Below are 25,910 nucleotides of genomic sequence, written 5' to 3'. Positions count from 1 at the left end.
CCGAAGCGCTCGGCCAGGTGTCCGGCGGTGAGCGGTTCCCCGTCGTGCGCGGCGGCGCGGATCTAGTCCTGCACCCCGACCGCGGCGGCGTCCGGGGCGAAGTCCTCCACCGCGATCGGAGCGCGACCGGCCGGAGCACCGACCAGCTGGTCGGGGTCGAGCACCCGGCCGGTGAACTCGCCCTCCGTCGGAGGGGCGAACGGCAGGATTCCCACCACGGTCTCGGGACGGGCATCGGGAATCGTCGCGCGGTCCCCGTCCAAGAACATGACCACACCCTCGGGGGAGGTCGCGACGACGACTGCGTGGAGCATCCCCTCGGAACCGCGCAGGAACACCACCGCCTTCTCGTTCGGCAGGTCGCGTGCGTACGCGGTCACCTCAGCGTACGAAGCCCCCACCGCTCGGGGTGGCTCGTTAACGAGCTGCCGAATCAGGAGCAGGATGTCCTCGAGCTCCTCGTACTCCTCGCGCAGCGACGCGATGGCCTGCCGCCGCTGGGCAGACGGCAGTGCCTCGATGTCGAGCACCTGCTCAGCTGACAGGCCGAAGTTCCGCTGCCCCCGGCGGTGGTGCCGATCCCACAACGCGTCGAGGCGATCTCTGTTGGACATCTCCGAGGCACGTGCCTGTCGTTCGGGCTCGGAGGCGAAGATCTGCGTCTCGTACTTCACGAGCGTCTGCTTCATGAGCACGTCCTGGAATCGCTCCTGCATCAGCCCGACGGTCATCGGGCCGCCACCGTCCACTTCCACGGTCACACCGCCGACGAGCGTCAGCATCGTCGCGATCACCGACGAACCGCAGTCGTTCTTGCGCCGACCACCGGGGTTGATCGCGAGCAGGTTCGGGAACATCTCCCGGAAGAACGCGGCAGCGTCATCCGGGCCGGGGAAGCTGGCCTCCGTGATCGCTATGGAGTCCACCAGCCTCGCGCGACGGAAATTCCCACCGGCCTGCGCGGGAGGCGGCGCGGACGACTCGCCGTAGTGCGGCGGCTCGGTGTACAGCGGGGTCAGCCCCATCTCCGCACGAGTAGGTGTCGGGGCGGGCCTCGACGAGGCCGGGTCCGGGGCGGGAACCTCGTTTCCCGGCGTTCCCCGCATGGAGTTCCGCAACAGCGAGGGGAACTGCCGCCGCAACGACGAATCGGTTCCCCGCGCCGAGCCCGACGGACCGGCCGACGACGGACCGCCCGACCGCCCCAGCAGGCGCGCGAACCGCTCGCGACGGGTCGACCGCGAACCGCCGCCATCGTCCACGGGGTACTTCTGCATCCCGATCAGCAGCGCCGGGTTCAGCGGCTCACCTGCGATCGGCACCGCACCCGTCCCCGGCAACGGCACGTATCCCGCGACATCACCCGGGCGGGGTTCGACCATCACGCCGCGCTGGACGTCCGCGAAGCGCGCCCTGCCACCGGCACGTTCTCCCAGCACCGCGTGCAACTTCCCGCCCTGACCGTGGAGCAGCACCACGCCCAGCGCTCCCGGGCGCTGACCCGCGACGTGCTCGGCCACCTTCCGGTAGGTCGCCGCGACCGGTCGTGCGCCCACCTCCTCCGCGAAGTCCCGCACCGTCACCACGTCATCCGGAGACGCGGTGACCAGTTCACCGCGAGCACGCGTCGCCCACGCCGCCAGCACCGCCCGGTGGCAGTTCGTCCGATGCCTCGGATCACCACTCTCGTACCGCGCCGCGTTCACCCCTACGAACTCGGGGTAACGAGCCCGGAACTCCTGGTCGCCGACCTCGATCTCCCCGTCCCGAGAACCGGTTTCGGACTCGGATTCGGAATCGTCCGAATCGAAGCTCGAATCCCGCAACGGCGGCCGGTCCCGGCGGGCCGGTACCGGCCCGGTCTCGGACTCGCGCGCGGCGGCCGGACCGGGCCTCGAACGGCCGTGGGGTATGTCGCTCCCGTTCAGCGGTTCGGCTGGGAAGAGCCGGGCGTAGGTCTCGCGCACGGCCCGCGGCGTGGCGAACAACGACTCCAGCTCGGCAACTCCGCGCCGCAGCCTCGGGACGTACGCGAAGAGCCGGTCGCCGGACGTGGTGACCGGCGCGCCGGTAGTGAAGTCCGCTTCGGCGCGCTCCGCCTGGTGCAACTGGTGCAGTTCCACGAACAGCCGCTGCACGTCGCGCACCGCGGAATCCGGCAGCCTGCCGCGGAATCCGGCAGCGTCGCGGCCGGTCAGCCGCAACGCCGTCCGCGCGACGAACTCGAACACCGCGTCCGCACCAACCTTGTTCTCCTGGAACTGCCCGAACGAGTCGGACGCCACCAGCACCCGAGCCGCCTCCAGGTCACCGTCCGCGAAGACCTCGCCGTAGCGCCCGGCGAGGTCGGCCGCCACCGCGTTGCGCGGGACCGCGTCGGGCCGCCGCTGCTGCGCCGCGGCGTCGTCCTGGACGAGGTCGTGCTCGTCGTCCTGGTCCTGCGGCACGCCGTCGGCGAAGTTCTCCTGGGGCGGGAACTCGTCCGAGTACTGCTCGTACCGGGCCGCCTGCTGCCGCTGCGCGCTGTCGGCTCCGAGGCCGCGGAACAGGATCGCCTTGACCACCGCGTCCACCGGGATCACCCGGCCGGTGTCCGGCTCCTGCCGCGCCAGCTCCAGGTACCGCCCCAAGGTGCGCCGCACCCGCTCGCGGTGAACCTCCGGGGCCTCGCCGCCGAAGTGCGGTCCGTCCCGGTGCAGGAGCTCCGGCAGGTGCTCACCGGCCGTCGCGACGAGACGGTCCGGGTCCGCATGGTCGCGCCACCGCGCGGTGATCGCCGCACCGGCAGCCCGCCGGCGAGCCTGCTGCTGCGGCAGCTCCTCCCGGAGGGCGGCGAACTCGTTGTCCGCGCCCTTGCCGGTGATGCCCAGGTCGCCCAGCATCCGGCCGTGGTCCTCCGCCAGCGCCACCACGATCGTGGCCTGATCGGCCCACGGCCGCACCGTGCGCTCCATGAAGTCGTCCAGTTCGCACGGACGCTTCGACGCCGTCCGGTGGTGCTCGACGCAGTCGTCGAGCCGGGTTTCGCCGAACTCGTGCTCGTCGAGGAAGTCCCGCAACTCCTCGGTCCGCTGGCCGAGCGGCACGATCGGGTCGCCCGCGCGCAGTGCGGCCGCCGCGTCCCGTCGCGACGGCGACACCAGTTCCAGCCAGGTGGAGTGGTGCTGCCGCAGGCCCCGCGCGATCCGGCGCGACTGCCAGACGGAACCGGCCTCCAGTTCGTCCAGCGTCGGCCAGGCCCGCCAGTTCGAGTTGAGCTCGCGGTCCGTGCGCGGCACGCCGAGCCGGTCCCGCAGGCCGTCCACGTGTTCGACCGCACCCGCCCAGTCGCCGCGCAGCAGCCCATCCTTGCCCAGGCCCGAGGTGTAGGTGACCATCGAACCCGGCCGCAGCGCACCCGTGAAATCGGGCAACGACTCCGGCGCGACGGTGAACAGGTTCGGCCCCGCCTTGGGCCACACGTTCACCGTGCGTCCGTCGTGCTGGTGCGGGAACTCCTCCCGCACCTCGGCATCCCGGCTCAGCTCCCGCACGAACTCCAGCGGCGCCAGGTAGGACCGGATCACCGGCGGGTTCGCCGAACGCCACGGCAGCACCTCCGCCAGCACGTCCTCGGCAGCCGACAGCAGCTGCACCGCCGAGAGCGGGCGCCCCGCGATCACCGACAACGGCCGCCCCACCTGCGAGGACAGCACCTGGATCCGGCCGGTCACCGGGTCCTGCTGCACGTCGCCCACCGACGCCGCGCTCGGCTGCCCGCTCAGGACGTCCAGCTGCGGCAACTGCGGAGCCGACACCACGGTGTACAGCCGCACGTGCGGCTCGCCGTCGACGTCCTCCACCTCGAACTCGCCACGATGCACCACCGGTGGAAGCGGACGATCACTTCCCGGCTCCGGGCCGGAGAGCAGCCCGGGCCGGCTCGGGCCGGGGTAGGACACCCCGGGCCGTCCCAGAGCGGAGCCGGTCGCCTGCCCCCGCGATACCACCGGGGCCGACGAGGACACCGACGCGGAAGCGGAACGCGCCCGGTAGGCGGGGTTGTGGACGTACTCGATCCGACCGTCGTCGTGGCGCAGCTCGACACCGCGGATGTACTCCGGCCGGACGCCGCCGGGGAAGACGACCTCCTGCTGCATGGGCATGGCGTACCGGTTCAACGACGCCACCAGGTCGATCCCGCCGGGAGCGTCGATCTCGAACACCTGGATGCGGTCGCTCTCGCGCCGGTTCACGTCGTAGTCGTCGTTCCACCGGTGGTCGCCCCACTCCGCCGAGAAGGCTTTGCTCCGGCTGAACGAGACGAAGGACGTGCGCAGGCCGATCGTCGTCTGGTGCGTGTCCAGCGAGGCCGGCAGCGCCGAGTCCTCCCACGGCACCAAGCCGGACCTGAAGACGGCCTCGTAGTCCCGGTCGTCCTCCCGGTAGAGCATCTCGTCGTCCGTGCGCCACAGGAGCCCGCCCGGCGCCGCGGACAGCTCGAGCAACGGCAGCTCGGACGGGTCCGCCGGCCGCACCGCCGCGTCGAGCGCGTTGACCGGCCGGATCGCCGACACCCGGCGCCCGAGCCGGTCGTACTCGCCCAGCAGGCCACCGAAGTCGAGGTCCGTCGTCGTGATGCCGGCCATCTTCGCGAGCAACTTCTCCAGCGGAGAGTTCACCTGCTCGAACTCGGAACCGTAGGCGTCCTCCAGGTTCACCAGCCCGTGGTAGAGCTGCGCCAGCGACTCGTAGCGATCGCGGTCGACCGGCTGCCCGGGGACCGCCTCCGCACGCCAACCGTGCAGCTCGGTGAACAGGCGCCGGAATGCGCGTTGGATGCGCCGATGCGTTCCCCGGTGCTCGGTATCGGCACCGAGGTCGCCGAGCGTGTCCCCCATCAGGTCGAGCCTCGACTTGGCCCGCACCGCGTGGTCCTCCACGTCATCGATCAGCCGCTTGAGACTCCTCGTCGTGGGCCGGCCGGGTTGCTCCGGCCCATGGCTGATCTTCGGAACGGCCCGAGGGCCGCGTCGTCCCAGTTCGAGTTCCCTCTTCAGGGTTTCGACGCGGTTCTCCAGCACGTAGGGCTCACGCCGGGGCCGTCGCCCGGCGGCGTTCTCGGCATGCCACCTCTCGAACAGGTCCGCGCCGCGGTCGAGGTGTTCCTGCCATTCCTGCTCGCTCCCCCGGCGATCCCGGCCGTCCGCGCCGTGCCAGACGCGGGTGCTGTCCGGTTCGCGGACGGCGAGGTAGTCGTTGATCTCGGCGAGCAGCTGCTGGAGGCGGTGCTCCTTGAACCGGGTGACGGGGTCGTCGTCGTCCGAGCTCGGCTCGGGCTCGTGCTGACCGGTGGCCGCGTGGTCGGAGCCCCGGTAGGGCGTCGGGGACGCCAGCGCACCCGAGATCACCCGGTCGAGCCGGCTCAGGTGCCGCGACGGGACGTGCGGCGCCACCGTCAGGTCCTGGGCGTCGATCCCGCCCATCACGTTGGTTCCGGTGTTGTGCGCGCGCCGCGTGACACCGCCCCAGTCGGCCATGTGCCGGGCCACCAGTTGCTTGTGGTTGCGGATGTGCTGGAGCAGGTCCGCGGGCAGTCGCCGCTCGCCCGCGTGCTCGTCGGCGAAACCGAAGCGGTGCAGCAGCTCGTGGCCGTAGATCAACGGGGACTTGCCGACCGGCAAGCGGCCGTCGTCCGCCCGCGACCCCGGTTCGGTGATGTCCATTCTGCGATGCGCCGAGTCGGCATCGGAACGCTCGGCCCGCACCAACAGGCGCTCACCGGCCAGCTCACCACCCGCCGGGAACAACAGCCCCTGACTGTTGACCAGGTAGTTCACCCCGAACACCGTCGACCGCCACACCGCATCGACGTGCTCAGCGGTGACGCCCTCCGCCGGAACCAGGTCCAGTCGCAGCGTGCCTTCCACGACCTGCTGACCGCCGACCTCGAAACGGCGCACGTCGAAGTACGCGCGCGGCCCACCGCGGTCCTCCACCGGCAACGGCAGCGTCAGGTCGACGTCCACAGTGGTCACCGCGGCCTGCTCGCGGGCGACGTCGTACTCCGCGACGTCGAAGCCCGCACTGTGCGCCGGGTGCTCCTCCCGCAGTCGCGGGTCCGGATGCATCGGCCACGACCCCTCCACCGACGACGCGATCCCCGCAAGCCGCTCCGGACCGAGCACGTCCGCGCCGTCCTGGACGTGGGGTGCCCCGAGCTGCCGGAGGACACCGTCGAGCAACTTGTCGCCGCTGCTGTCCAACGACCACTGGCCGTCCGAGGCGGGACCGTCGACGACGGTGAATCCGGTGTGCGCCGCGCCTCCCGGCCGGTCATCGCGCTGCACGTCCAGCGCGAAACGCGCACCGGCGAACGCACCCGACGAGAACTCCCGTCCCGCCGCGTTCACCCGCCGCTCGGCAGCCGCCAGCAACGACCGGTGCAACCTGTCGACCTGCTCAGCGCTGACGCCCGCACCGGGCCGCAGGCTCAGCCGCACCGTCGCGGCCAAGACCTCCTCGTCACCCGAGGTGAAACGACGCACCTCGAACAGCGGCGCCACCCCATCAGCCGACACCGCGTGCACCCGGGCAGATCGCCACTCCGGACCCATCGGGGACGCCTGCACATCCACACCGGGCTCCGCGTCGGGCGAAGCATCGACACCCCGCCGGACGGTGTTGTCGAAGAGCTCCGAGAGCATCCGCGTCGCCGCCTCGTCGTCCGGGCGGGAGCCGTCCTCTCCGATGAGCGACCGAATCAGGTCCTGGCGCTCGGCGTGCCGTGCGAACGGACCGCCACCGGCCAGCCGATCGAGCTCCCGTGCCGCCGCCAGCTCGTGCTCGTCCAGGTTCCGGTCGGGCGCCAGGCCGTACAACCGCCGCACCCGGTCCTGCTCGGCCGCGTCGGCTTCGCCCGGCTCACCGAGCTCCTTGCCCAGTTCGACGGTCAGCTCCGGGCGCGCGGAACGCAGGTCCGCGGCCAGCTCTTCGGCTTCGGCACGAGTCAGGCTGGGTTGGAAGCCGTCATGAGCACTGATGCGTCCCCAGTTGATCACCACCTTCTCCACGGCGGACAAGTCCAGTGGGCCGTGGATCTGGGCTTCCAGGTAATCGTGCGTGCTCGTTCCGGGCGCCCCGGCCAGCTCGGGGTCGTAGCGGAAATCGGTGGCCTCGGCCACGAGGTGCCGGAACAACTCCTCGTCGCCGTAGGCGAGCAACGTGTACAGGTGTTCGTTGTCGGTGTACTTGACCGCGTTCGCATCCGAATCATCGCTGAGCGCGAGACCGGTGTCCCCGGGCGTGAACGTGGTGCGAGCCCGGATCTCGTCGTTCCAGTGCAGCACGACCGTGCCCCACTGAACGGCCGTGCCCTCGGTCCGGCTCGGCGGGATCACAGCGGCGTAGCGCGGCATCTCCGACGGGTCCACGACCGTCGTGCCGTCGCCCTGCTGAAAAGCGGAGGAATATCCGAACCACCACTCGACCTTGGTGCGATGACTCGCGTCGGCGTCGCGCAGAACACCTCGCTCCCACGCGTTCTGGATCGGCTGTCCTTCGGCGAGCAACCGCAGCAGCGGAGCCTGCCCGCCGTTGCCGTCCGGCACGAGCGCGTGCGGGAACAGGTTCCTGGCGATGGGCCAGGACTTGAGCTTCTCGTGCGCCGCCGCCGCGATCTCGGCGCGTTCCGCCTTGCTGTCGGGGTAGTTCGCACCACTCTGCTCGTTGAGCCTGCGGATACGAGCAATGGCCCTGTTTCGGTCACGCTGGTGGAACTGCGCGCCGCGGAGCTCAGCGGCCATCAAAGCCCAGGACTGCGCCGGGGTGAGCTGATCCCAGCCCGCCCGGTAGTGCGGTGATTCGGGGTCGCGCGCCTGCGCGAGCCGCACCACCTCCGCGCCGTCGGGAACCATCCAGCGGTTCTCGTGCACCGAGTCCTCGATGTCGTCGAGATCCCGGTTGTCCATGCCGAGCGGAAGCGTGCGTCCTTCGTCGACGCGCACGTCGATCTCGCGGTCGCGCCGCGGCGATCCGCCGTGTGCACCGTCCCCGGCTCCGGCAAGCTCGCTCGGCCGCGCTGACAAGTCCGCAGTGGACTCCGGAGGGGGCTCTTCACCGGTGGCCTGGTCGCTCGTCTCGTCCGGCAGCGCCACGACCTGCTCCCGCGTTGGGCTGGTGCCCTCGGCCCCGATCTCCTCGCCGGGGGCCGGGACCTCGAAACCGAGGTCGAGCAGCCCTTGGCGGTCGACCAGGAGCGGGATCGGCTCGTCCCGGCCGGTGCTGATCGGGTCCGCCCACTCCCGCGGGGTGCCCTCGCCCCGGTAGCTCGGTTCGATCCTCCACCGGGGAACCGCCGTGACCAGGTACATCGTCCGGTGCTCGGTGGCCGCGGCCTCGATCTTCGCGGACAGCTCGGTGGACTGCTTCCGGTTCCGCCGGCCCAGCGGCTTCTCGAACTCGGCGAGTTGGTGGACGGGCCGGTAGGCCGAGTTGTGGATCTGCGGATCACGGAACTGGAGCAGGAAAGCGGGGCCCCAGTCGAGGCCTTGGTCCGCCGCCCATTTCACGAGCCGCTTCTCGACTTCGTTCGGCTTCAGCGAACCGTCCAGCACTTGGTGCAGCTTGCGCTGCGTCAGTCCCGCTTTGATCACCACTCCGGAGAGGGGGCCGCTGGTCAACTCGGCCTGGTAGCCGCTCGCGGACATCGCTCGCGGCAGGTCGTTGCGCAGCTTGTCGACGTGCGCCTCGGTCAGCAGGGAGTGCGCGTCACCGGGGCGGAGCCGGGGACGGTGCTGCTCGCCGCCGCCGAGGAAGAGGCTCTTCAAGCCCTCGCGAAGCCCCGGCGCCTCGAAACGACCGACGTGCACGACGGCGTTCGGCGAGAATCCGAGCGGCACCCCGCGTTGCCGTTGGTCGTGCCGCAGCGACAAGACCTGCTGCGCGAGCGGTTCCGGTTCCGGGGAACCGAGCGGGACGGTCTCCTCGACCGGCACCGTCGAGCGGATCGCGTCCGGCACGGTGAAGCCGCCCGACCACGGTTCGCTGAGCACCGGGGAGCTCAGCGTGGAGACCCAGTCCGGCAGGAGCTTGCGGTAGGCGCCCGGTGAGGCGTACGGGTAGACGTCGATCTCGACGTCCAGGTCGTGGACGAACTGGTGGCTCGCGCCCTCCAGCCCGGCGAACGCCCCGGTGGTGTGCTCGCGCATGTGCTCCGGCTGGCTCACCGTGTTGTAGGTGATCGAGCCGCCCGGCGCGATCAGGGCCGCGGGAGCCCCGGTCGCCGCCGGATAGCCGACGAACATGGCGGTGAACCTGCCGAAGAACCCTCGCGTGTCGTACTGGCGCGACCGGTGGACGAGCTCGTGCTCCGAGGAACGTCCGGGCTCGCCGGGATCCGAGGGCCGCCCGATCGTCTGGTGGAAGCGCCCTCCGCGCGGGGTGCCGCGCACCACCACGAGCTGCTCGACCCTGCCGAATGCCTGGTCGGTGACCACCAGCAGCGGCCATCCCCCGTTGACGATCTCCCGCAGCACCGGGTCGCCCTTGCGCGAGCCGAGCACCGGCCACACCGAGTCCCGCATCATGCGTTCGTTGAGCGAGTCGAACAGCCGCTGCGCCGCGGGCGGGTCGCTCGACGCCCGCGCCCCGTGCAGTGCGTGCCGCACGGCCGCCAAGGCCTGCCACCGCACGCTGGTCGACTCTCCGTTGGCGCGCGACCGGCGGGCCAGCTGCTCGGCGATCCCCTCGGCCAGTTCGCCGCCCGCCTTCAAGCGGTGCGCGGCGATGACGCCCTTGCCGCGCCCGACGTCGTCCGGCGGTCGAACGGCGGGGGGCTCGACCGGCTCGGCGCCCCGGGACTCGTCCTGCCGCGCGTCCCCGTCCGAACGCGGCGCCGCCGGTTCCCCGTCCACCGGAGCGTCCGGTCCGTGGGCCCGGCGGTACCGCTCGGCGTCCTCCGGCCGCAGGTTCGCGACGTCCGCTTCGGAGAGCCGGCCGACCTGGTCGATCGCACTGGCCGGGACCCACACCTTCGCGTAGCCGGATTGCCGCAGCGACTTCGTCGCGTGCACCGGGGTTCCGTCGTGCAGCCTGCGCAGCAGGCTTTCCCAGCGCCGCCGCACCGAGGTGTGCGCGGTGTGCTCACCGTCGTAGCGGATCAGGTACCCGCGCTCGTAGTGCCCGGTCGCGTCGGTGCTCTTGGCGGTGCGGGAGTCGGACGTGCCGGAGCCGCGGGTGTACGCGAGCTCGCCCCCCACCCCGGCGCCCAAGCCCGACCCCTTGTTCACCGGGATCACGGTGACCGCCCCGGCCCGAAGCCTGCCGATGAGGGACTTCTGCGCGCTGACGGCGCGGTCGGTCTCCGAGCTGCTCTTGTCCGCGAACCAGTGCCGCTCGTCGACCCGGATCGGCGTCGGATTGCTCAACCGCGTCCGCAGGGAGATGTCCCCGTGCAGCTCCCGGCTGCCGAGGACTCCGCCGCGGTTGTGGGTCTTGAGTTCGCGGCGGTCCCCGAGCAGCACCGCCCCGGCGAAACCGGCCATCCGTTCTTCCGGTGAGCTGAACACCTCCAGCCCGCCCAAACCGGCGTTGCGCTCGTTCAACACGTCCTCACCCGGGTCGTTGGACCGGCCCGCGTTGTGGCGCGACCAGTGACCGCGGTGCTCGTCGAACTTGACCGGCGCGCGCCCGATGAACGGCCGCTTCAGCATGTCCCGCCACCGGTGGAAGGGAACTCCGCCCAGCATGGTCGCCGTGGTCCGCCGCAGTCCGGGCACCGGGGCCAGCGAATCCAGCTCGAAACCGGCGGGCAGGTCACCGTCGCGCCCATCGTGCTGCGCGGCACCGTCCTGCCACACCTGTTCCGGCTCGGCTTCACCGGTGGGCTCGCCGAGCGCGGTGCCCGGCGAGTCCGAAGCCTCCACGTGGACCGCACCGATGACACCGGGCAGTGCCGCCCCGGGGTCCGACCAGGTGCCGCCGAGGCGCGTGGTGAACTCGGCCCGGTACTCGTACCGCCGGACCCGGCCCTTCCCGGTGAACGACTGCTCGTGAGCGACCTTGCGCGTGACGGTGTCCCCGGCGATGTTGGTGTGGTCCAGGGTCAATCCGGTGAGGCCGGGCCAGAAGTTGTCGGCGTAGCCCATCCCGCCGATCCCGTGGGCGCGGGTCCGGTCCTTGTCCTGCCCCGTGATGCGCTGGTAGGCGGACACGAGCTTGCCGCCGATGCTCGTGCCCGGCTCGTCGGCGGCGAGTTCCGCCCGGTCGAGGTCCATCTCCCCGTGGAAGAACACGTCCGGCGCGCCCTTGTACACCGCGCTGAGGGGGAACCGCACGCCGTCCCCGCGGGTGATCTCCCGCGCGTGGTCCTGGACGAAGCGCCGCATCCGCTGCGCGGCGCGCGGCAGCTCGCGCGGGGCCACGTGCCCCTGGACGGCGAGTTCGGACAGCGCGGGGCCGACGAGCGCGTCGACCGTGGCCTTCGGCAGGCGGTGGATCGCGTCCACCCGATCCGGGGCGTTGCGGGCCTGTTCGGCGTCGACCTCCCGGGCGGCGGGCTCGGTCGGCGCGGTGGCGACGCTGTTGGTCCACCCGTGCTGTTCGGCGTTGTGCGGCTTGAGCCTGCTGGTGGCGGTCCCGGCGACCAAGGCGGGCTCACCCGAAGTGGCGCGGGCGTCGTGCGGCAGCACGTCGACCACGTACGTCAGGTTCGACAGCACCTCGTCGAGCGGGCCCTCGTAGTTCTCCGTGGTCTCGTGCTCGTGGCTCGCGACCGCCGAACCGTTGTGGATCTTGTTCCGGATGTCCTCGCTCTGCGGACCGAACAGCAAGCCGGTGAGGCCGGTGACGTCCCCGCCCGCGACACCACCACCGCCGCCGTGCCGGAAGGTGATCGCTTCGCCGGAGGAGATCTCCCCGCCGGTCCGCTCCGCACGGGTGAGCCCCGCCTCGGAGGTCGCGGCCCGCAGCGGCCGGACATCGGTGACGCCGATGAGGACGTCGACCGGCTTGCCGCCACCGGCGAAGTCGAAGGTCTTGCGCAGCACCTCGCCGCTGAGCAGCGACCTGCCCTCGCCGCCGAGTTCGGCGAGCACGGTGCGGAGATCGAGCTCCGCCGGGTCGTTCGGGGAGAAGTCGCCGCCGAGCTTGTCCCGCACCGCGCGGTAGATGCCGCCGACGCCGGAGAAGTCGACGTGCTCGATCGCTTCCGGGTTCCCGGTCCGGAGACCGCCCTCGGGGTTCAGCTGCGATCGCTGGGGCCACTTCAGCCGCAGGTCGGCCACCGCCTCGCTGAAGTACCGCTGCGGACGGCGTCCCGTGGAGGTGGCGGAGATCCGGTAGCGGGCCTGGTGCCGGGCGGCGACGACCGGCAGGTGCGGTTCGGTGATCTCGGTCGACGTCCCGCGCTTCGCGGCGGAACTCATGCCGGACTCGCGCTGGTGAGCGGACCCGGCGAGCTTCCCCGACACCGCCACGAACGGCGTCGGCACCCGGACCGCGACGGATTCGGCGCGCGCCTTGGCCCGGCTGCTGGAGACCTGGTGCAGCACCCGCTCCCGACCACCGGAGGTCCGCACGTCGTCGGTTCCCGGCAGCCGGCTTCCCGGCTCGGACAGCTCGTTCACGTCCAGCACGACGCGCGGGCCCCGGCCGGGCTTGTCACCCAGGTCGACGATGTGCAGACCTTCCAGGCCGGAGCGGAATCCGTCCTTGAGGTTCTGGTCCGAGAACGCGATGTCGACCCGCTTGTCCAGCTCGGTGCCGTCCGACTTCGGGTCGCGCACCAGGTCCTTGACCATCGCCCGGATGCGCGAACCGTCGATGTCGCCGTCGACCCAGGGCCGCTCCCGCAGTGCCCGGTCCACCATCGAGTCCTGCTCGGACGGGGCCGGCTCAGTGTGCTCCTGCTCGGCGGCGTCGGCGGGCTCTTCGACGATCGTCTCCAGACCGCCTCGTCCCGCGCCGCGCCCGGCGATGCCGTGATCGCCGCCGTCCGATCGCGTCGACTCCGCCCCGGCGACGTCGGCGGGCGGCGTCGAGTACGTCGTCAGCTCGTGCGCCTCGCCCCCGTCCAGGTCCAGCGGGGTCTCCGGCCGGTGGCCGCCCTCGTCGTCCAGCGCCTTCGAGGGGACGCCACGGGACGCGCTCAGCGGGTCGAAGTCGAGCAGCGCGGCCCGCGCTCGCGAGCGGACCCGCTCGTCCGACCCCGCGGATTCCGGCTCTGCGGTCCGCTGATCGGACCCTCCCGGATGCTCGTCCGGTCCTCGGTGCTCGGTCGGCGGCCGCGGTGGCAGATCTTCCGGGAAGTCCATCCGCGACTCGAGCCTGATCCGGTGCAGCTCGTCCGGGCTGTAGCGGTACTCGTCCGACACGAAGGTCGGAATCCTCGTCGTCGAGGTGGTAGCCCCCGGATAGCTCCGAATGCCCGCGTTCCCCGAAACGCCGAGCACGAGGTGCTTCTCGTCGGGAGTGATGTGCAGCCCCAGGAGGTCCCTGGGGAAGTGCGCCGGATTCCCGTACCCGGCCCGGCGGAACTCGCGCATGAACCGGAGCGAATGCTGGTCCTGGGTCAGACCGCACGCCATGGCGAACAGCGACCCCCGCCGGTTCAGCTCGTAGGCCTCCTGGAAATGCGCGGAGTGCAGGTTGACGAGGGCGATGGCGGCACCGTCCGCACGGACCTCCATCGGCTTGTCCAGCGCTTTGCCCTGCACGTACACCGCTCCGGCGGGGAGCTGGAAGCGCGCCCCGTCCGCTGTCAGCAGGTCGCTGACGATCGGGTACCGGTCCCCCCACGGCGGCCGCACGAGCCCGGCACGGCGGCGGTGGCGCAGCGCCTCGCCCAGATCCTCCACCTCGGCCGTGCGCATCACCTGGTCCATCCGCGGCATGCCGACGCTGGTGTAGAAGTCCGCCATCCGACTGGGAGCCCACACGAAGCTGACACCGATCTTGACCCGGCCGCGCGGGTCGAACCGGGCCTGGCTGTAGATCGGCCGCTGCCACACGCTGTCCAGCCGGAACATCACGGTGTCCCAGAAAGTTCGCCCTCCCGAGCTGAACAGGGACCGGCCCCGCGCGAGGCCCATCTCTTCCGGCGAGACGCGCGGACCGCTGCTCGGACGCCCGGTCCGGCCACCGGAGAACTCATCGTGCTCGGTGTACCTGCGGCGCGGACGCTCTCGACGACTCTCCGGCTCTGGCTCCGCGGTCGGCCCGGTGTGCCGGCGCTCGGGCCTCCGGGTCCACGGCCCGGCCATGGGGTCGCCGTACATGGTCTCGGCGTACCTGGCGTGTTGCTCCTTCTTCTCGAGGTCGTCGTCGTACTTCTGACGCTCCGTGTCGTTCGACAAAACGTCCCAGGCAGTGTTGATCCGGGCCGTGTTCTTCTTTGCGGTTTCCTCGTTGTTGAGGTTCTTGTCCGGATGGTTCGCGAGCAGCAGCTTGCGCCACTTCTTCTTGATGTCCGCGATGTCGTCACCGCGAGCGGCGCCCAGCACGGCGTAGTGATCCTCGACCGACTCGAGGTCGGCCTGGGTTTCGGGCTTGGCCTTGGCGTCCGCCTTCGCCTGCGCGTCTTCCTTGGCCTTGGCTTCCGCCTTCGCCTGCGCTTCCGCCCTCGCCTGCGCGTCTTCCTTGGCCTTGGCTTCCGCCTTCGCCTTCGCGTCTTCCCTGGCCTTCGCGTCTTCCCTGGCCTTCGCGTCCGCCTTCGCCTGCGCTTCCGCCCTCGCCTCGGCTTCCTTCCTGGCCTTCGCTTCCGCCCTCGCCTGCGCGTCTTCCCTGGCCTTGGCTTCCGCCTTCGCCTGCGCTTCCGCCCTCGCCTCGGCTTCCTTCCTGGCCTTCGCTTCCGCCCTCGCCTGCGCGTCTTCCCTGGCCTTCGCTTCCGCCCTCGCCTCGGCTTCCTTCTTGGCCTTCGCTTCCGCCTTCGGATTCGGTTGGGGCTGGGACGTCGGGCGCGGCGGTCGCTGCGTTCCGGCGGACGGCTGCGCGCCGGATTTCAGGGCGGTCAGCGCATCCTCGACCTCCTGGATGCGCTGGAGACCGACCTCACCCGGGTTCTCCCTGAGGCGACCGAAAGCGCGCTCCAGACGATGAACCGGGGTGCCCGGCGGCATGTCCAAGACCTCGCAGACCCACTCCAGCGAACCCGGCTTCGACCTCGGCTCCGGCTTCGCCTGAGTTCTCGGCTCGGGCTCGGCCGGTCGATTCGGGCCGGGCCCGGGCTTCGGTTCCGGCTCGGGCTCGGGCTTCGACGCCGACTGCGGCTGGGATTGCGCACCGGACTGCGACAACTCCGCCAGCGCGCTCTCGATCTCCCGAACGCGCTCAGGGGTCAACGACCCCGCGTACCTGTAACCCGCGAGCGCGCGCTCCAAGTGGTGCACCGGCGCACCGGGCCGCACCCCCAGCTCGCGGTAAACCCAGTCGGACGAGCGCGAACCCGACCCGACCTCCGGCTCGGGCCGGGACTGGGCCTTCGGCGGCTCCGGCCGGGCCGCCGGCTTCGGCGATGGCGGCTTCGGCTTCGCCTGCGGCTCCGGTTCGGGGCGGCCTTGCGGTCGCGGAGCCGAACTTCCCTCCGTGCGCGGTCCCGGCCTGCGTCCGCCCGGCTCGTCCTCCGCCTCGGATTCGGACTCGGAATCGGATCCCGGGGCGAACTCGGAGTCGGAGACGTCGTCCGGGTCCGAGTCCACGTCGAAGTCCGACCCGATCTCGTCGTGATCGTTCTCGACACCCTCGTCATCGCGACGATCGGGTTGCGCGGAGGGCCGTCCGTCGGCGCGGGCGGACCCGCCGCGCTCGATCTCCGCGAGTTCGGCCTTGGAGTACCGGGTCGAGGCGAGCGCGGTCCGCTCGACCACGTACCGGGTCTTCCGGACCGTCCGGGGGAAGAAGGTGCCGACGGTCGCGGTCTCCCGGCGCCTGCGCACCCGGAACCGCACCAGGCCGCGGTTGTCCGCCACCGCGATCCGGCCACCGGGCAGCAGCGAGGACCGGTGGTTGCCGACGAACACGTCGACGTCGTACCCGAGTTGCGCCAACCGCCTGGTCAAGTCCGCGAGGAGCACGTCGTTGTGCAGCGGATCGGTCAGCAGCAACAGCTCGGGCTTGTGGCCCGAGCGCTGCGAATCGGAGAGCAGGTCGAGGAACCTGTCGCTGCGAACCAGGTACTCCGCGACGGTGGAGCCGCTCGCCCACACCGTCCTGGTGCGACCTCCGCTCTTGACGGGGAGCTTGAACATCCCGTCGCCGTTGCCGAGCGCCAAGATGGCCGGCTCGTCGAAGGGCGGCTCCGTCTCGCTACCCGCGACGGCCGTCGTGGCGCGAGTCGGCTGCCCGGGGACCGTCCGCATCACGCGGATGCGGTCCGCGGTGCGCGCCCACTCCTGGACCCGCGCCGCCCGGTCCGGGTCGGCCTCCAGCAGGATTCCGTTCGGTCGCCCGTCGTCGGTGCGCAACGTCCCCCGGTCGACGTCCTTGCGCCGGAATTCGAGCGAACGCCCGCGGGAGTCCTCGCCCTGGAATCCGGGGCGCGACTTGCGACGGCTGAACAGCCCCGCGCCACGGCCGGTGGGGCCGGCGGGCATGGGTTCGCCCGCGATTTCCAGCGGTGTCGGAGCCAGGTGCAACTCGTCCTTCGACGTCACCGGGGCCAGCCACACCTCCAGCGGGTTCGTGTCGAGATCCGCGAACCAGCCGATCTGGTCGTCCAGGAAGACCGCTCGGCCATCGATGTTCTTGACCCGGAAGAAGTGGCCGTCCCCGTCGCCCTGGTCCCGGTAGACGATCGCCTGCGAGCCTTCGGGCCGTCCCTTGATGTACTCGGCACCGCTGGAATACCCGTCCGGCTGCTGCGAGAACCGCAGCCCGGTCTGAGCCTCCACCTCCTGCCGGAACATCGGGCCGCTCGGCTGCGCCGTGAACTCGGCCGCCCGCTCCGGGTGGTGATCCGCGTTCACGCCCTGGACCGCGGCGAGCTGGCAGTTCGTGTCGCTGCCGGGAACCCCGTCGAGGTAGTTCTGCCGGTTCGCCAGGCCGAAGCCCGGGACGCTCTCCCGCAGGAAGTCCGCGCCGCCCACGGGATCGTCGGCGAAGGTCGTCGCCGACACCACGTCCGGCAGTCGGCCGTCCTGCTGACCCGACTCGGTCAGCGCCGCCGCGGACTCCACACCACCTCGGCCGTGCTGGACGGCCGACTCCAGCGCCTGGTAGCCGTTCCCCTGCTCGCCCGCGAACCCCTCGCGGTCATTCGGGCGCGGCCGGAAGACTTCGACGACGCGCTGCTGGTCGATCAGGTGCCGGCGGCCCCGCTCCGGACCGGCCGCGCCGCCCCGGCCGGTGGGCTGCCGCGAATCGGTGGAGCCGTCGCCGTGCCCGGACCGGTCCCGCTGCTCGCCGCCCGAGGAGTTCGAGGGCACGACGTCGTCGTAGGCGGGAGGCGGGCCTTCGGGCTCGTACCCCGGCGGCGGCTCTTCCCTCTCGTACGGGGGAACCGGATCGTCGATCCGCTGCCCCAGGTCGTCCACCGGCCGCGGTGCCGCCGGCTCCTCGACCGACTCGCTCACCGGATCCAGCAACTGCCGATGCCCGGTCGCCCGCGCCGCGTCCGGATCGCGCTGCGGTGCGATGTAGGTCGAATCGGACCGCGACAGCGAAGTGGGAATACGGGTACCGGGACGTCCCGTCGCGGCCGAGGCGCCCCGGCTGCGGCGCGGGTTGCGCCCGTCGGAGGAGCCACCCGCACCAGGCCCACGCGCGCCCTGCCGCACCGGCAGGTTGCTAGGCGCCATCACGCGATCGGTCGGCGCCTCGTAGAAGTACAACGCCTGCGCAGGAGTCCTGGCCCCCAGATCGCCGGTCTGCCCGTCGAAGTACACGACCCAGCCGTGCAGGTTGAGCACCGTCAGCCAGTGCCCGATGTCCTGCTGCTGCTGGAAGAGCGGGCCGTGGGAGTCGTGCGGCAGCCGGTCGACGTGCCCCTCGACGGACGCGTAGGACCGGGGCCGCGCGGGACCCAGGCCGGAGATCACCTCGACCATACCCCGCTGCACGACGCCGCTCGGCCTGGCGCGGAACTCCCCCCTGCTCGCGCGCTCCGGGAAGTTCCTCGAGTTGGACGTGTTGATCGCGGCGGCGGCGCAGTTGGTCCGGTGCCCGGGGACGTTCCGCTCGTAGTTGGCCTTGTTCACCCGCAGCTGCGGCGCGAAGTACCGGCGCACGAACCGCTCCCGGCGAACCGGATCGTCGGCGAAGGTCTCCAGGGAGATGACCCGCGGCCGCCCGGTGGTGTTCGGCGGAGTCCGAGCGAGGTCGTCCCGCGCCTGGTCGAGCACGTCCCTCGTGCGCACCGCCTCGGCCTGCGCCGATTCCGCGAGCACCTGCGGCGAAGCCGTCGGCGCGGCACCGCCGTACCGAGCGCCGGACGGTTCCGTCCCATGGTTCGACGGCTCCGCCGGAGGCATCTCGGCGGGGTGCTGCAACCACTCGGTGGGCAAGAAGAGGTTCTCGAACTGCTCGGTGTCGTGCAGCGTCCCATCACGGAGGTAAGCGGCGATCAGGTCGATGTTGCCCGCGTCGTAGGTGAACTTGACCGCGCGGCGATCGCTGGGCGTCATCCACACCGTCACCCGCCGATCGGAAGCGTCGAGCTCCACGGTGAACGTGTGCGTCGCCTGCAAGCCCGGCCGGGTGAACACGAAGGAGCGCGACCGTCCGTCCGGGCGGTCGATCACGGTGGCCGACGCATCAGCGAGGTCGAAGGAGTAGGCGCTGCGCATCGATTCCTGCTCGAAGAAGCGAGTGAACGCCTGGAACGCCTCCGGGATGCCCATCCCGGGCGCCTGCTCCTGGATCAGCTGGTCGGCATCCTCAACAGCCAACTCCTGGGCCTCGACCGAGATGATCGTGAAGCCGTTCTCGACCCGCCGTCCCACCTCGATGTACTCACTCGGTGCCAGCAACACCTCCGACTGATCAGCATTGATCTCCTGGGCGTTATCGGGCCGCCCTCGGAGCTCCGGCGGATACGACATCGCGATCAGCGCGTGCGAGGGCTGGGTCCTGATCTCGAAGATCGCGTACTGCGAGCGCCCACCCCGGTTCCGCGTCCACTCCCGCACCATGTCCGGATCGAACGACGTCGACGAAGGCAACCGGTCGGTGAAGGTGCCCGCGGCGCGCTCGGCCGCCCCCAGCCGGATCGCCCGGTACAACGTCACCGGGCCGCGTTCCCCCTCCTCGGAGAGGAGACCGCGGGCGTGGCCGTAGAACTGCCGAACATGATCACGGAGGGCGTTAAGCCTGGCTCCCCTAGTGGTGACGTGTCCGCCGTCCCCACGGTGGCCCGTGAACCTTCCCATGACGGCGTCCTGCATGAATTCCCGCAGTTCGACATCGCGCCGCGCCTGCCCGAGGTGCACGTCGGCCGTGCGCGCGGCCACCACCGCATCCGATCGGACCGAGCGGCTGGCCCCCTCCGGCGCCACGGTTGCGCCGGCGCGGTAGTGCAGTGCCTGCAAGACCTGGTCGTTAGCGGGATCATGCGCGCTGCGGTGGGCCTGCTCGACGTAACGCCCCAGAGGGGAATCAGGGTTTCTGAACTCACGCACCGCATCGGCGATGGGTTGGACGTTCTCCGGCCTGGGCGCGTTCGGCGCCAAGCTCCGCAGCCGTTCACCGACCCGCGCTCGTTCGTCACGCACCGCTCCCATGACCCGGTCCAGGCCGTCCGCGGTCAACGGCATCGGGAGCTCCGCGTTCCGGAACATCCACCGCGTCGCCACCGGGGTGTCCACCATCCGGCCGACCATCCCGGCCTCGCGCCCGCCACCGAGCGCCTCGGTGACCTCTGCTCCGCGCCCGTGCAGGAGTCCGAGCATGTGGCCGAGGTCGCCGACGGTCATGTCCGCGTCGTCCGAGTTCTGCTCGACGTACTCGCGGAGCGTCCCCAGCGACTCCAAAGCCGTGTCCGCGTTCATCGCCCAGAGCAGGTCGTTGTCCTCGTCGAGGAAGTCCGAGGCGCTGCGCGCGTCGGCCTGCCCGGTGGCGGCGGCGGTCCAGTCCGTTCCCCCGGTCAAGCCGCGGGTGACCGAGCTCAACCTGTCGGCCGTCTCCTGATCGTGCCGGGGGTAAGGGGTGCTCCCGTCGTGCAGCGACAGGTACGGCCGGCCGACGAGAGCCGCGAGGTTCGTGGCGTTCGCGCCCTCGATCGCCGCCGGCAGATCGCCGAGCTGGAACAGCTGCCAGAACACGTGCTGCGGCAGGCCGCCGGTGCGCAGGACGAGCACGTCGTCCGGCCCTAGCCCGGCGATCACCTCGCTCAGGTCGCCGTCGGTCACGTCGGCGTAGCTCAGCCACGGGGCCTCGTGCCTGGGCACGTACTCGACCTGCGAATCGGAGATCTCCAGCATGATCGAAGGTCGGCCCGGGTTCGACGCGTGAATCCCCTCCGCCAGGTGCGCGGACACGCCAGGACGCACGAACGGCTCCACGTTGCGCATGCCGTAGATCGGCATGAGATCCACCCGCGCGGGCCCGGTCACCGCGTCTACCACCGCGTGCACACCCGCGATCCGGTCGTCACCCCGCATGTGATCGCCGATGAAGCGCTTGAGCTCCGCGGGATCGTCGATGCGCGGTACCTCGAACCGGTACAGGGCGTTCGGGTCGATCCGCTGGTCGAGGTCGACGATCGCGGGTTCCGCGTTCGGATCGGGCCGCGACAGGTGCACGCGAGTGCCCGTCTCCCAGAGGTAGGGCTTGAGCACGATCGCTTCGTTCGCGCCGAAGCGGTCCAGGAAGTTCGCGGCCTCCTCGACGTTCTCCGGTCCGATGGCGTCGTCCGCGGCGCTCAGCACGACGCGATCACCGGCTCCGTGCCACTCGGGCGAACCCAGCTCGACCGTCCGCAGGCCGTCGTCATCCCCGATGAGCCTGCGGAGCTTCGCGATCGGCTCGGCATCGCCCACGACCGTGATCTCGCCGCGCACGCCGAGCCCTCGCAACGACTTCGCCAACGTGGTAGCCGCGGCCTGATGACCGAAGCTCCGGCCATCGGCCACCGCGATGACGACGCCATCGCGATTCAGGTCCTCGACCAACGCGGCCGAATCCGGCCGATCGGGCACCGGCGCTGCCTGCCCGGTCATCGCGGTGGCCTCCGGGACGGACCGCTGATCGACCTCGTCGCCGGTGTCCAGCGGCGAGTAGACCGGGTTCAGCTCGTCGGTCGACGTCAACGGCGAGAACCACACCTCGGCGGCCGAATTCGACGCGAGGCTCCAATCCTGCCCGTCGAACAGCACCAGGTCATCGCCGCGCTGGTGCGCCGAGAACGAGTGCCCGTGCGTGCCCTCGTAGCCCAGGCTGATCATTCCGACGGGGTAGTCCGCCTCCACGCCGTCGCCGTGGTGCACGTGGAAGGCGCGCTTCAGGGACGCCGCGTAATCCCGCACATCGACGACCCCGTTCTCCTGCAGCTCCATCGGCGGCAGACCGGACTCCGGCACCCGCGATCGGTCCACCATGCCGCTGGGCCCGGCCACGAACTCCGCCGCCCGAGCGGGGCGGAGGTCGGCGTTGAGCGACTGGATCGCCGTCGCGACGCAGTTGTTCCGGTACCCCAGCAGGCCGTCCTGGTCGTGGCGGTAGTTCTGCTTGTTCACCAGGAGGAAGTTCTTGAAGTGCTTCTCCTTGAAGGCGAACTCCCCGGCCGGGTCGTTCGCGAACGTCTCCGCCGACACCACGCCGGGGATCGCCGCCGACGTGCCGGGCACCGCGGTGCCGGACGACGACCGCGCGCCCACGAGCTGAGCGGGGTTCGTCGCTCCGGTCCGCGGCTCGATCCGGTGCTGCGGCGGGGAGTTCTCGTCGCGGCGCGCGTCCCGGTTCGAGGCCTCGGCGCTCACCGGCGCGGGGGTCCGGGCCGAGTCCTCGCGCGGCGGCTGCGCGGTGTCGTCCTGGTGCTGCGGCCGGACCTGGTAGCGCTGCTCGGCCTGCCCGGGATCGGTCGGTGAGACGTTCGGGAGGGACGCGGTCGACAGCGGATCAGCGTGCTCCTGCGGCGCCTCCCGTTCGAGGGACAGCTGAGGACTCGCGCTCGCGACGTCGTCCTCGGTGGCGTCCGAGACCTGGTCAGGACGCCGGATGCCCGGGTTGGGGGCGTTGGTGCCACCTCGCACCGCGCCTGCCGCCGGGTCTCGCGGGGCCGCCGGAGTGCTCGTGGTCGTCTCGCCCCGACTTCCCGTGGTGGCGGCCACGGGGCCGGTCGTGCTCTGCCGGCCGGAATCCTGCTGGTCCTGCTGCTCCGCCACGGGGCGTGGCGCAGCGGGCCGGTCACCGTGTTGATCGGACTCGATCCGCCGCGCAGCGTCCTGCTCCGGATCGCGAACCGGCTGGTCCACCGAGAGCCGGTCCGGAGCCGGTCGGACCGGCTCCTGCCGGGCCGCGTCCGGGTCCGTCGAGTTCGGCCGGGCTCCCGATTCCGGGCCGTTCTCCTGCGCGGGCCGGTCCTGCGGCGAGAGGGGCTGGTCGCCGGGCACGTCCCCCGGAGACTGCGGCACGGAGGTGGTGAACCCGGGCAACCCGCCGTCCAGGCCGGTGCCCAGCCGCGGCGCGGTGTCGGAAACCTGCTGCTGCGAAACGGAAAGCGGCTGCTGCGAACCGATCGGCAGAGGTTCCGCGCCCGGCTGCCGCGACGGATCCGCATCGCTGCGGGGCGGCGTCGCGCCACCGTCCTGCTGCGGAACCTGCTGTTCGCCCGGCGTGCGGCCGGGCGCGCCGGGCGGCGGTGCCGTGGAGTCCTGCTGCGTTTCGCCGCTCCGGCCCGGACCGTTCTCCTGCTGCTCGACGGGCGAGCGGTGCTCGCCGATGCCCTCTCCACCGACCGGAGCGCCCTTGTCCGACTGGTGCTGCGTGGAATCGACCGGGGACTGCTGCCCACCGACCTGTTCCTGCCCGCCCTGCGGAGCGTGCGCCGCAGGTGGCTCCTGCCCCGCCGAAGGGATCTGCTCGGGACTCGGGGTGTAGGCCGAAGGCGGCTCGTGTCCGCCCACCGCTTCCTGCCCACCGGACGGCGCGGGCGCCGGCGGTTCCTGGCCCGCCACGGGGACCTGTTCGGGACTCGGGGTGTACGCCGGAGGCGGCTCCTGCCCGCCCACCGCTTCCTGCCCGCCCTGCTGGGCGTGCGCCGCAGGCGGCTCCACCTGGCCGGGCGACTGCTGCGGAGCCGGGGTGTAGGCCGGAGGAGCCACCTGCCCCGCAACGGGCGCCTGCCCGGGTTTCGGCGTGTACGCCGGGGGCGGCTCCTGACCGCCCTTCGGCGACTGCCCTCGGGTCGGGAGCTCCGACTTCCCCTGCCCCTTCTCCGGGGACGGGGAATACGCGGGCGGCGGCGACTTCATCTTCTCCGGCGACAGGCCCTGCGGCGTGTCCGGCTTCCCCGGTGACTGCTGCGGGACCGGGGTGTACGCCGGGGGCGGCCCGGCGGACTTCTCCGGAGGCGGTTGGGTCGAGGGGTTCTCGGATTTGACCGGGGGCGGCTCGACCGGCCCGGGCGATGGCTTCTCCGCGGACGACCGGTCGCCACCGCCCCGTTCCTCGGGCAGCGGCTTGTCGGGCAGGTTCACCGCGGTGTCGAGGTCCGGCGAGTCCGGGATGCGGTTGCCGTGCCGGTCGAATCCGAGCTCGCGCCGCTTCTCGGTCGCCCAGTTCTGCAAGATCTTGGTGATCGAGCCGATGCTGGTGCTTGAGATGTAGGTCCCCAGCGGATCTCCGGCACCGCCCATCAAGGACGCGACGACCATCTCGACGGGGAGCTCGCCCAGGAACTCCAGGTGGGACCCGCCGTACCAGGTGTGGGAGAGGTCCTTGGTGAACTGGTTGTAGCTGGCGCCCTTGTAGAGGCCGCTGATGATGGCGCCCGCCGAGAATCCCGCCAGCCAGGAGACGTAGAGCGCCTCGCCGTCGATCTTGTTCTTCTTGCCCTGCGCGATCGTGATGACCTGCGGGAGGCCGCTCTGGATGAGCTCCTCGTTGCCCTCCTCGATGCCTTGCCAGGCCATGCGCAGCCAGCCGTTGAGCGACCCCGCCATCTCCTTGCCCTGGTCGACGATCGCCTTCAACGTCATGCGCCCGGCCATCAGGCGAGAGGGCAGCAGGAAGGGCCCCCACGGCGAGGCCATGATCATGGCGATGTCGGCCACGATGAACGCGGCCGTGGTGTAGAACTCGTACCAGATCTCCTCGCCGTTCACGCCGAACATGTCGACGCCGTCGGCGGCGTTGTAGACCGCGCGGACCTGGTTCGGGACCTGGCCGGTCAGGTTCGAGCTGTAGTTGCGGATCGCTTCGGCGGTGTCGCCCTCGACGCTGTCCAGCGCGCCCGCCGAGAGCTGGTTGATGCCGTTCGCCTGCTGCTGGTAGTTCTGCGCGTGCGAGCGGAGCTCGCTCGAGAGCGCGTACATGTGCGACGAGTTCACGTCGAGCGGGTCGATGCCGGTCGTGATCCACGCGAAGACGTCCAGGCTCACGGCTCAGCTTCCTTCCGAACAGACGACGACTACCGGCCCACCTTCCAGCGGGTGCGGGCGGTGACGACCGGACGCGCGGCCGAACCGGGGATAACCATCACGAACCGCCGATCAGCGGGTGTCCCCGCGCCGATCGGCGCGCCACTCGGCCCACGGCGGGACAGGTGGGGTGACCGTCCGGCCCCGGCACGAGGTCACCGAACTCCGCGGGGCGCAACGGGATCCACCGACTCCCGCGCTTCTTCGAACTCGGCTCCACCCGGCACACCCGGGTCTACCGAATCCCGCCCCTCCTCGAACCTGGCTTCACCAGGCACACCCGGGTCTACCGAATCCCGCCCCTCCTCGAACTTCGCCTCACCAGGCACGTCCGGCTTCTCGCTGCGGACGAACTGCGGTTCTTCGGCGTTCGCGAGGACGGCCTGGGAATCACCCGGCTCACCGGAACCATCCGATCGCGGCGAGTCGCCCTCGCGCTCGAAGGCGAACGCCTCGGTCGGCGACCACGGCACAGGCTCCTTCTCCTCCTGCGATGCGGGCTGCTCCGGCCGCGAGGGCTCGCCGACGTCGGTCTCGCTCTGCAGGTTGAAGGTCAGCTCGTCGGCGCTGTCCCGCGAGTCCCCGTACATCCGGCCGTTGTGGTGCAACCCCGTGCCGATGTGCTCCATGAGCCCGCTGAGCCCCTCGATGCCTCCGGTGTAGGCCGCCATCCCGTCGTTGAAGGTCTGCCGGAAGTCCTGGCCTTCCTTGTCGTTGCCGAAGCTCTCGGAGTACCGGAGCATGATGTCGCCTGCGCCGGAATGCAGGTCGTTCAGCAGCGTCTGCTCGTCGTAGTAGCCCTGCCCGCTGCGGCCCAGCCGCTCGGGATCCACCCAGAACGAGCCGCTCATCCGCGCATCTCCTCGATCCGCGCGGCCCGGCTGCGCTGCGTCTCGGCGACCACCGGCGGCAGCTGGGGCTCAGCGGCGGCCAGGGCTTCAGCGCTGACGTCCCCGCTGAGCACGGCTTTGGCGTTGAGGCCACCGGGCATCATCGGGGCGATCAGCTCGGCCATCTGCTCGGTGGCCTTCTCCCGGGCCGCTTCGATCGTCTTCGTGATCAGCTCGGCCAGCTCGTTCTTGGGGAGCTTGCGATAGGCGGCGGTGGGGAAGTGCAGATCCTTGATCACACCCTGGTTCCCCACCGTCACCGACACCTCCCGCCGGGGCGAGACCGCGGTCGCCGAGAGCTCGGTGATCCGCCGCTGCATGTCGCCGAGGCCGGCGCTGACGCGTTCGTACTCCTCGCGCAACATCTCGATGCTGCGACGATCCACATCGGACACGGAAACCTCCTGGATGAGACTTGCTTCCCACTCAACCCGACGCGATGCCCACCACTCGACGACGCGAGCGGGATCGA

General features: G+C 71.2%; 3 protein-coding genes. All 3 read right to left on the bottom strand.

What is annotated here, in order from left to right; translation table 11 throughout:
• Window positions 1-62: 62 nt before the first annotated feature.
• A complete protein-coding gene (locus BJ969_RS05540) occupies window positions 63-24,509 on the bottom strand; it encodes a scabin-related ADP-ribosyltransferase (RefSeq protein ID WP_184477782.1) in 24,447 nt (8,148 codons plus the stop codon).
• A gap of 194 nt (window positions 24,510-24,703) precedes the next feature.
• Window positions 24,704-25,399: a hypothetical protein gene (locus tag BJ969_RS05535; protein ID WP_184477781.1), complete on the bottom strand. Its 696-nt coding sequence runs from the start codon at window positions 25,397-25,399 to the stop codon at window positions 24,704-24,706.
• The gene (locus BJ969_RS05530) at window positions 25,396-25,833 is read right to left on the bottom strand and encodes a YbaB/EbfC family nucleoid-associated protein (RefSeq protein ID WP_184477780.1); all 438 of its coding nucleotides are present in this window, start codon (window positions 25,831-25,833) and stop codon (window positions 25,396-25,398) included. Before BJ969_RS05530 ends, BJ969_RS05535 begins: the two co-directional genes overlap by 4 nt.
• Window positions 25,834-25,910 lie beyond the last annotated feature (77 nt).

This window comes from Saccharopolyspora gloriosae (assembly GCF_014203325.1).
GTDB classification, from domain to species: Bacteria; Actinomycetota; Actinomycetes; order Mycobacteriales; family Pseudonocardiaceae; genus Saccharopolyspora_C; species Saccharopolyspora_C gloriosae.
This window is presented reverse-complemented; position numbering and strand designations above follow the sequence as displayed.

What these genes read in the sequence shown, in the direction of transcription:
- BJ969_RS05535 (WP_184477781.1), bottom strand. Translation starts at nt 25,399, where the DNA reads ATGAGCGGCTCGTTCTGGGTGGATCCCGAGCGGCTGGGCCGCAGCGGG.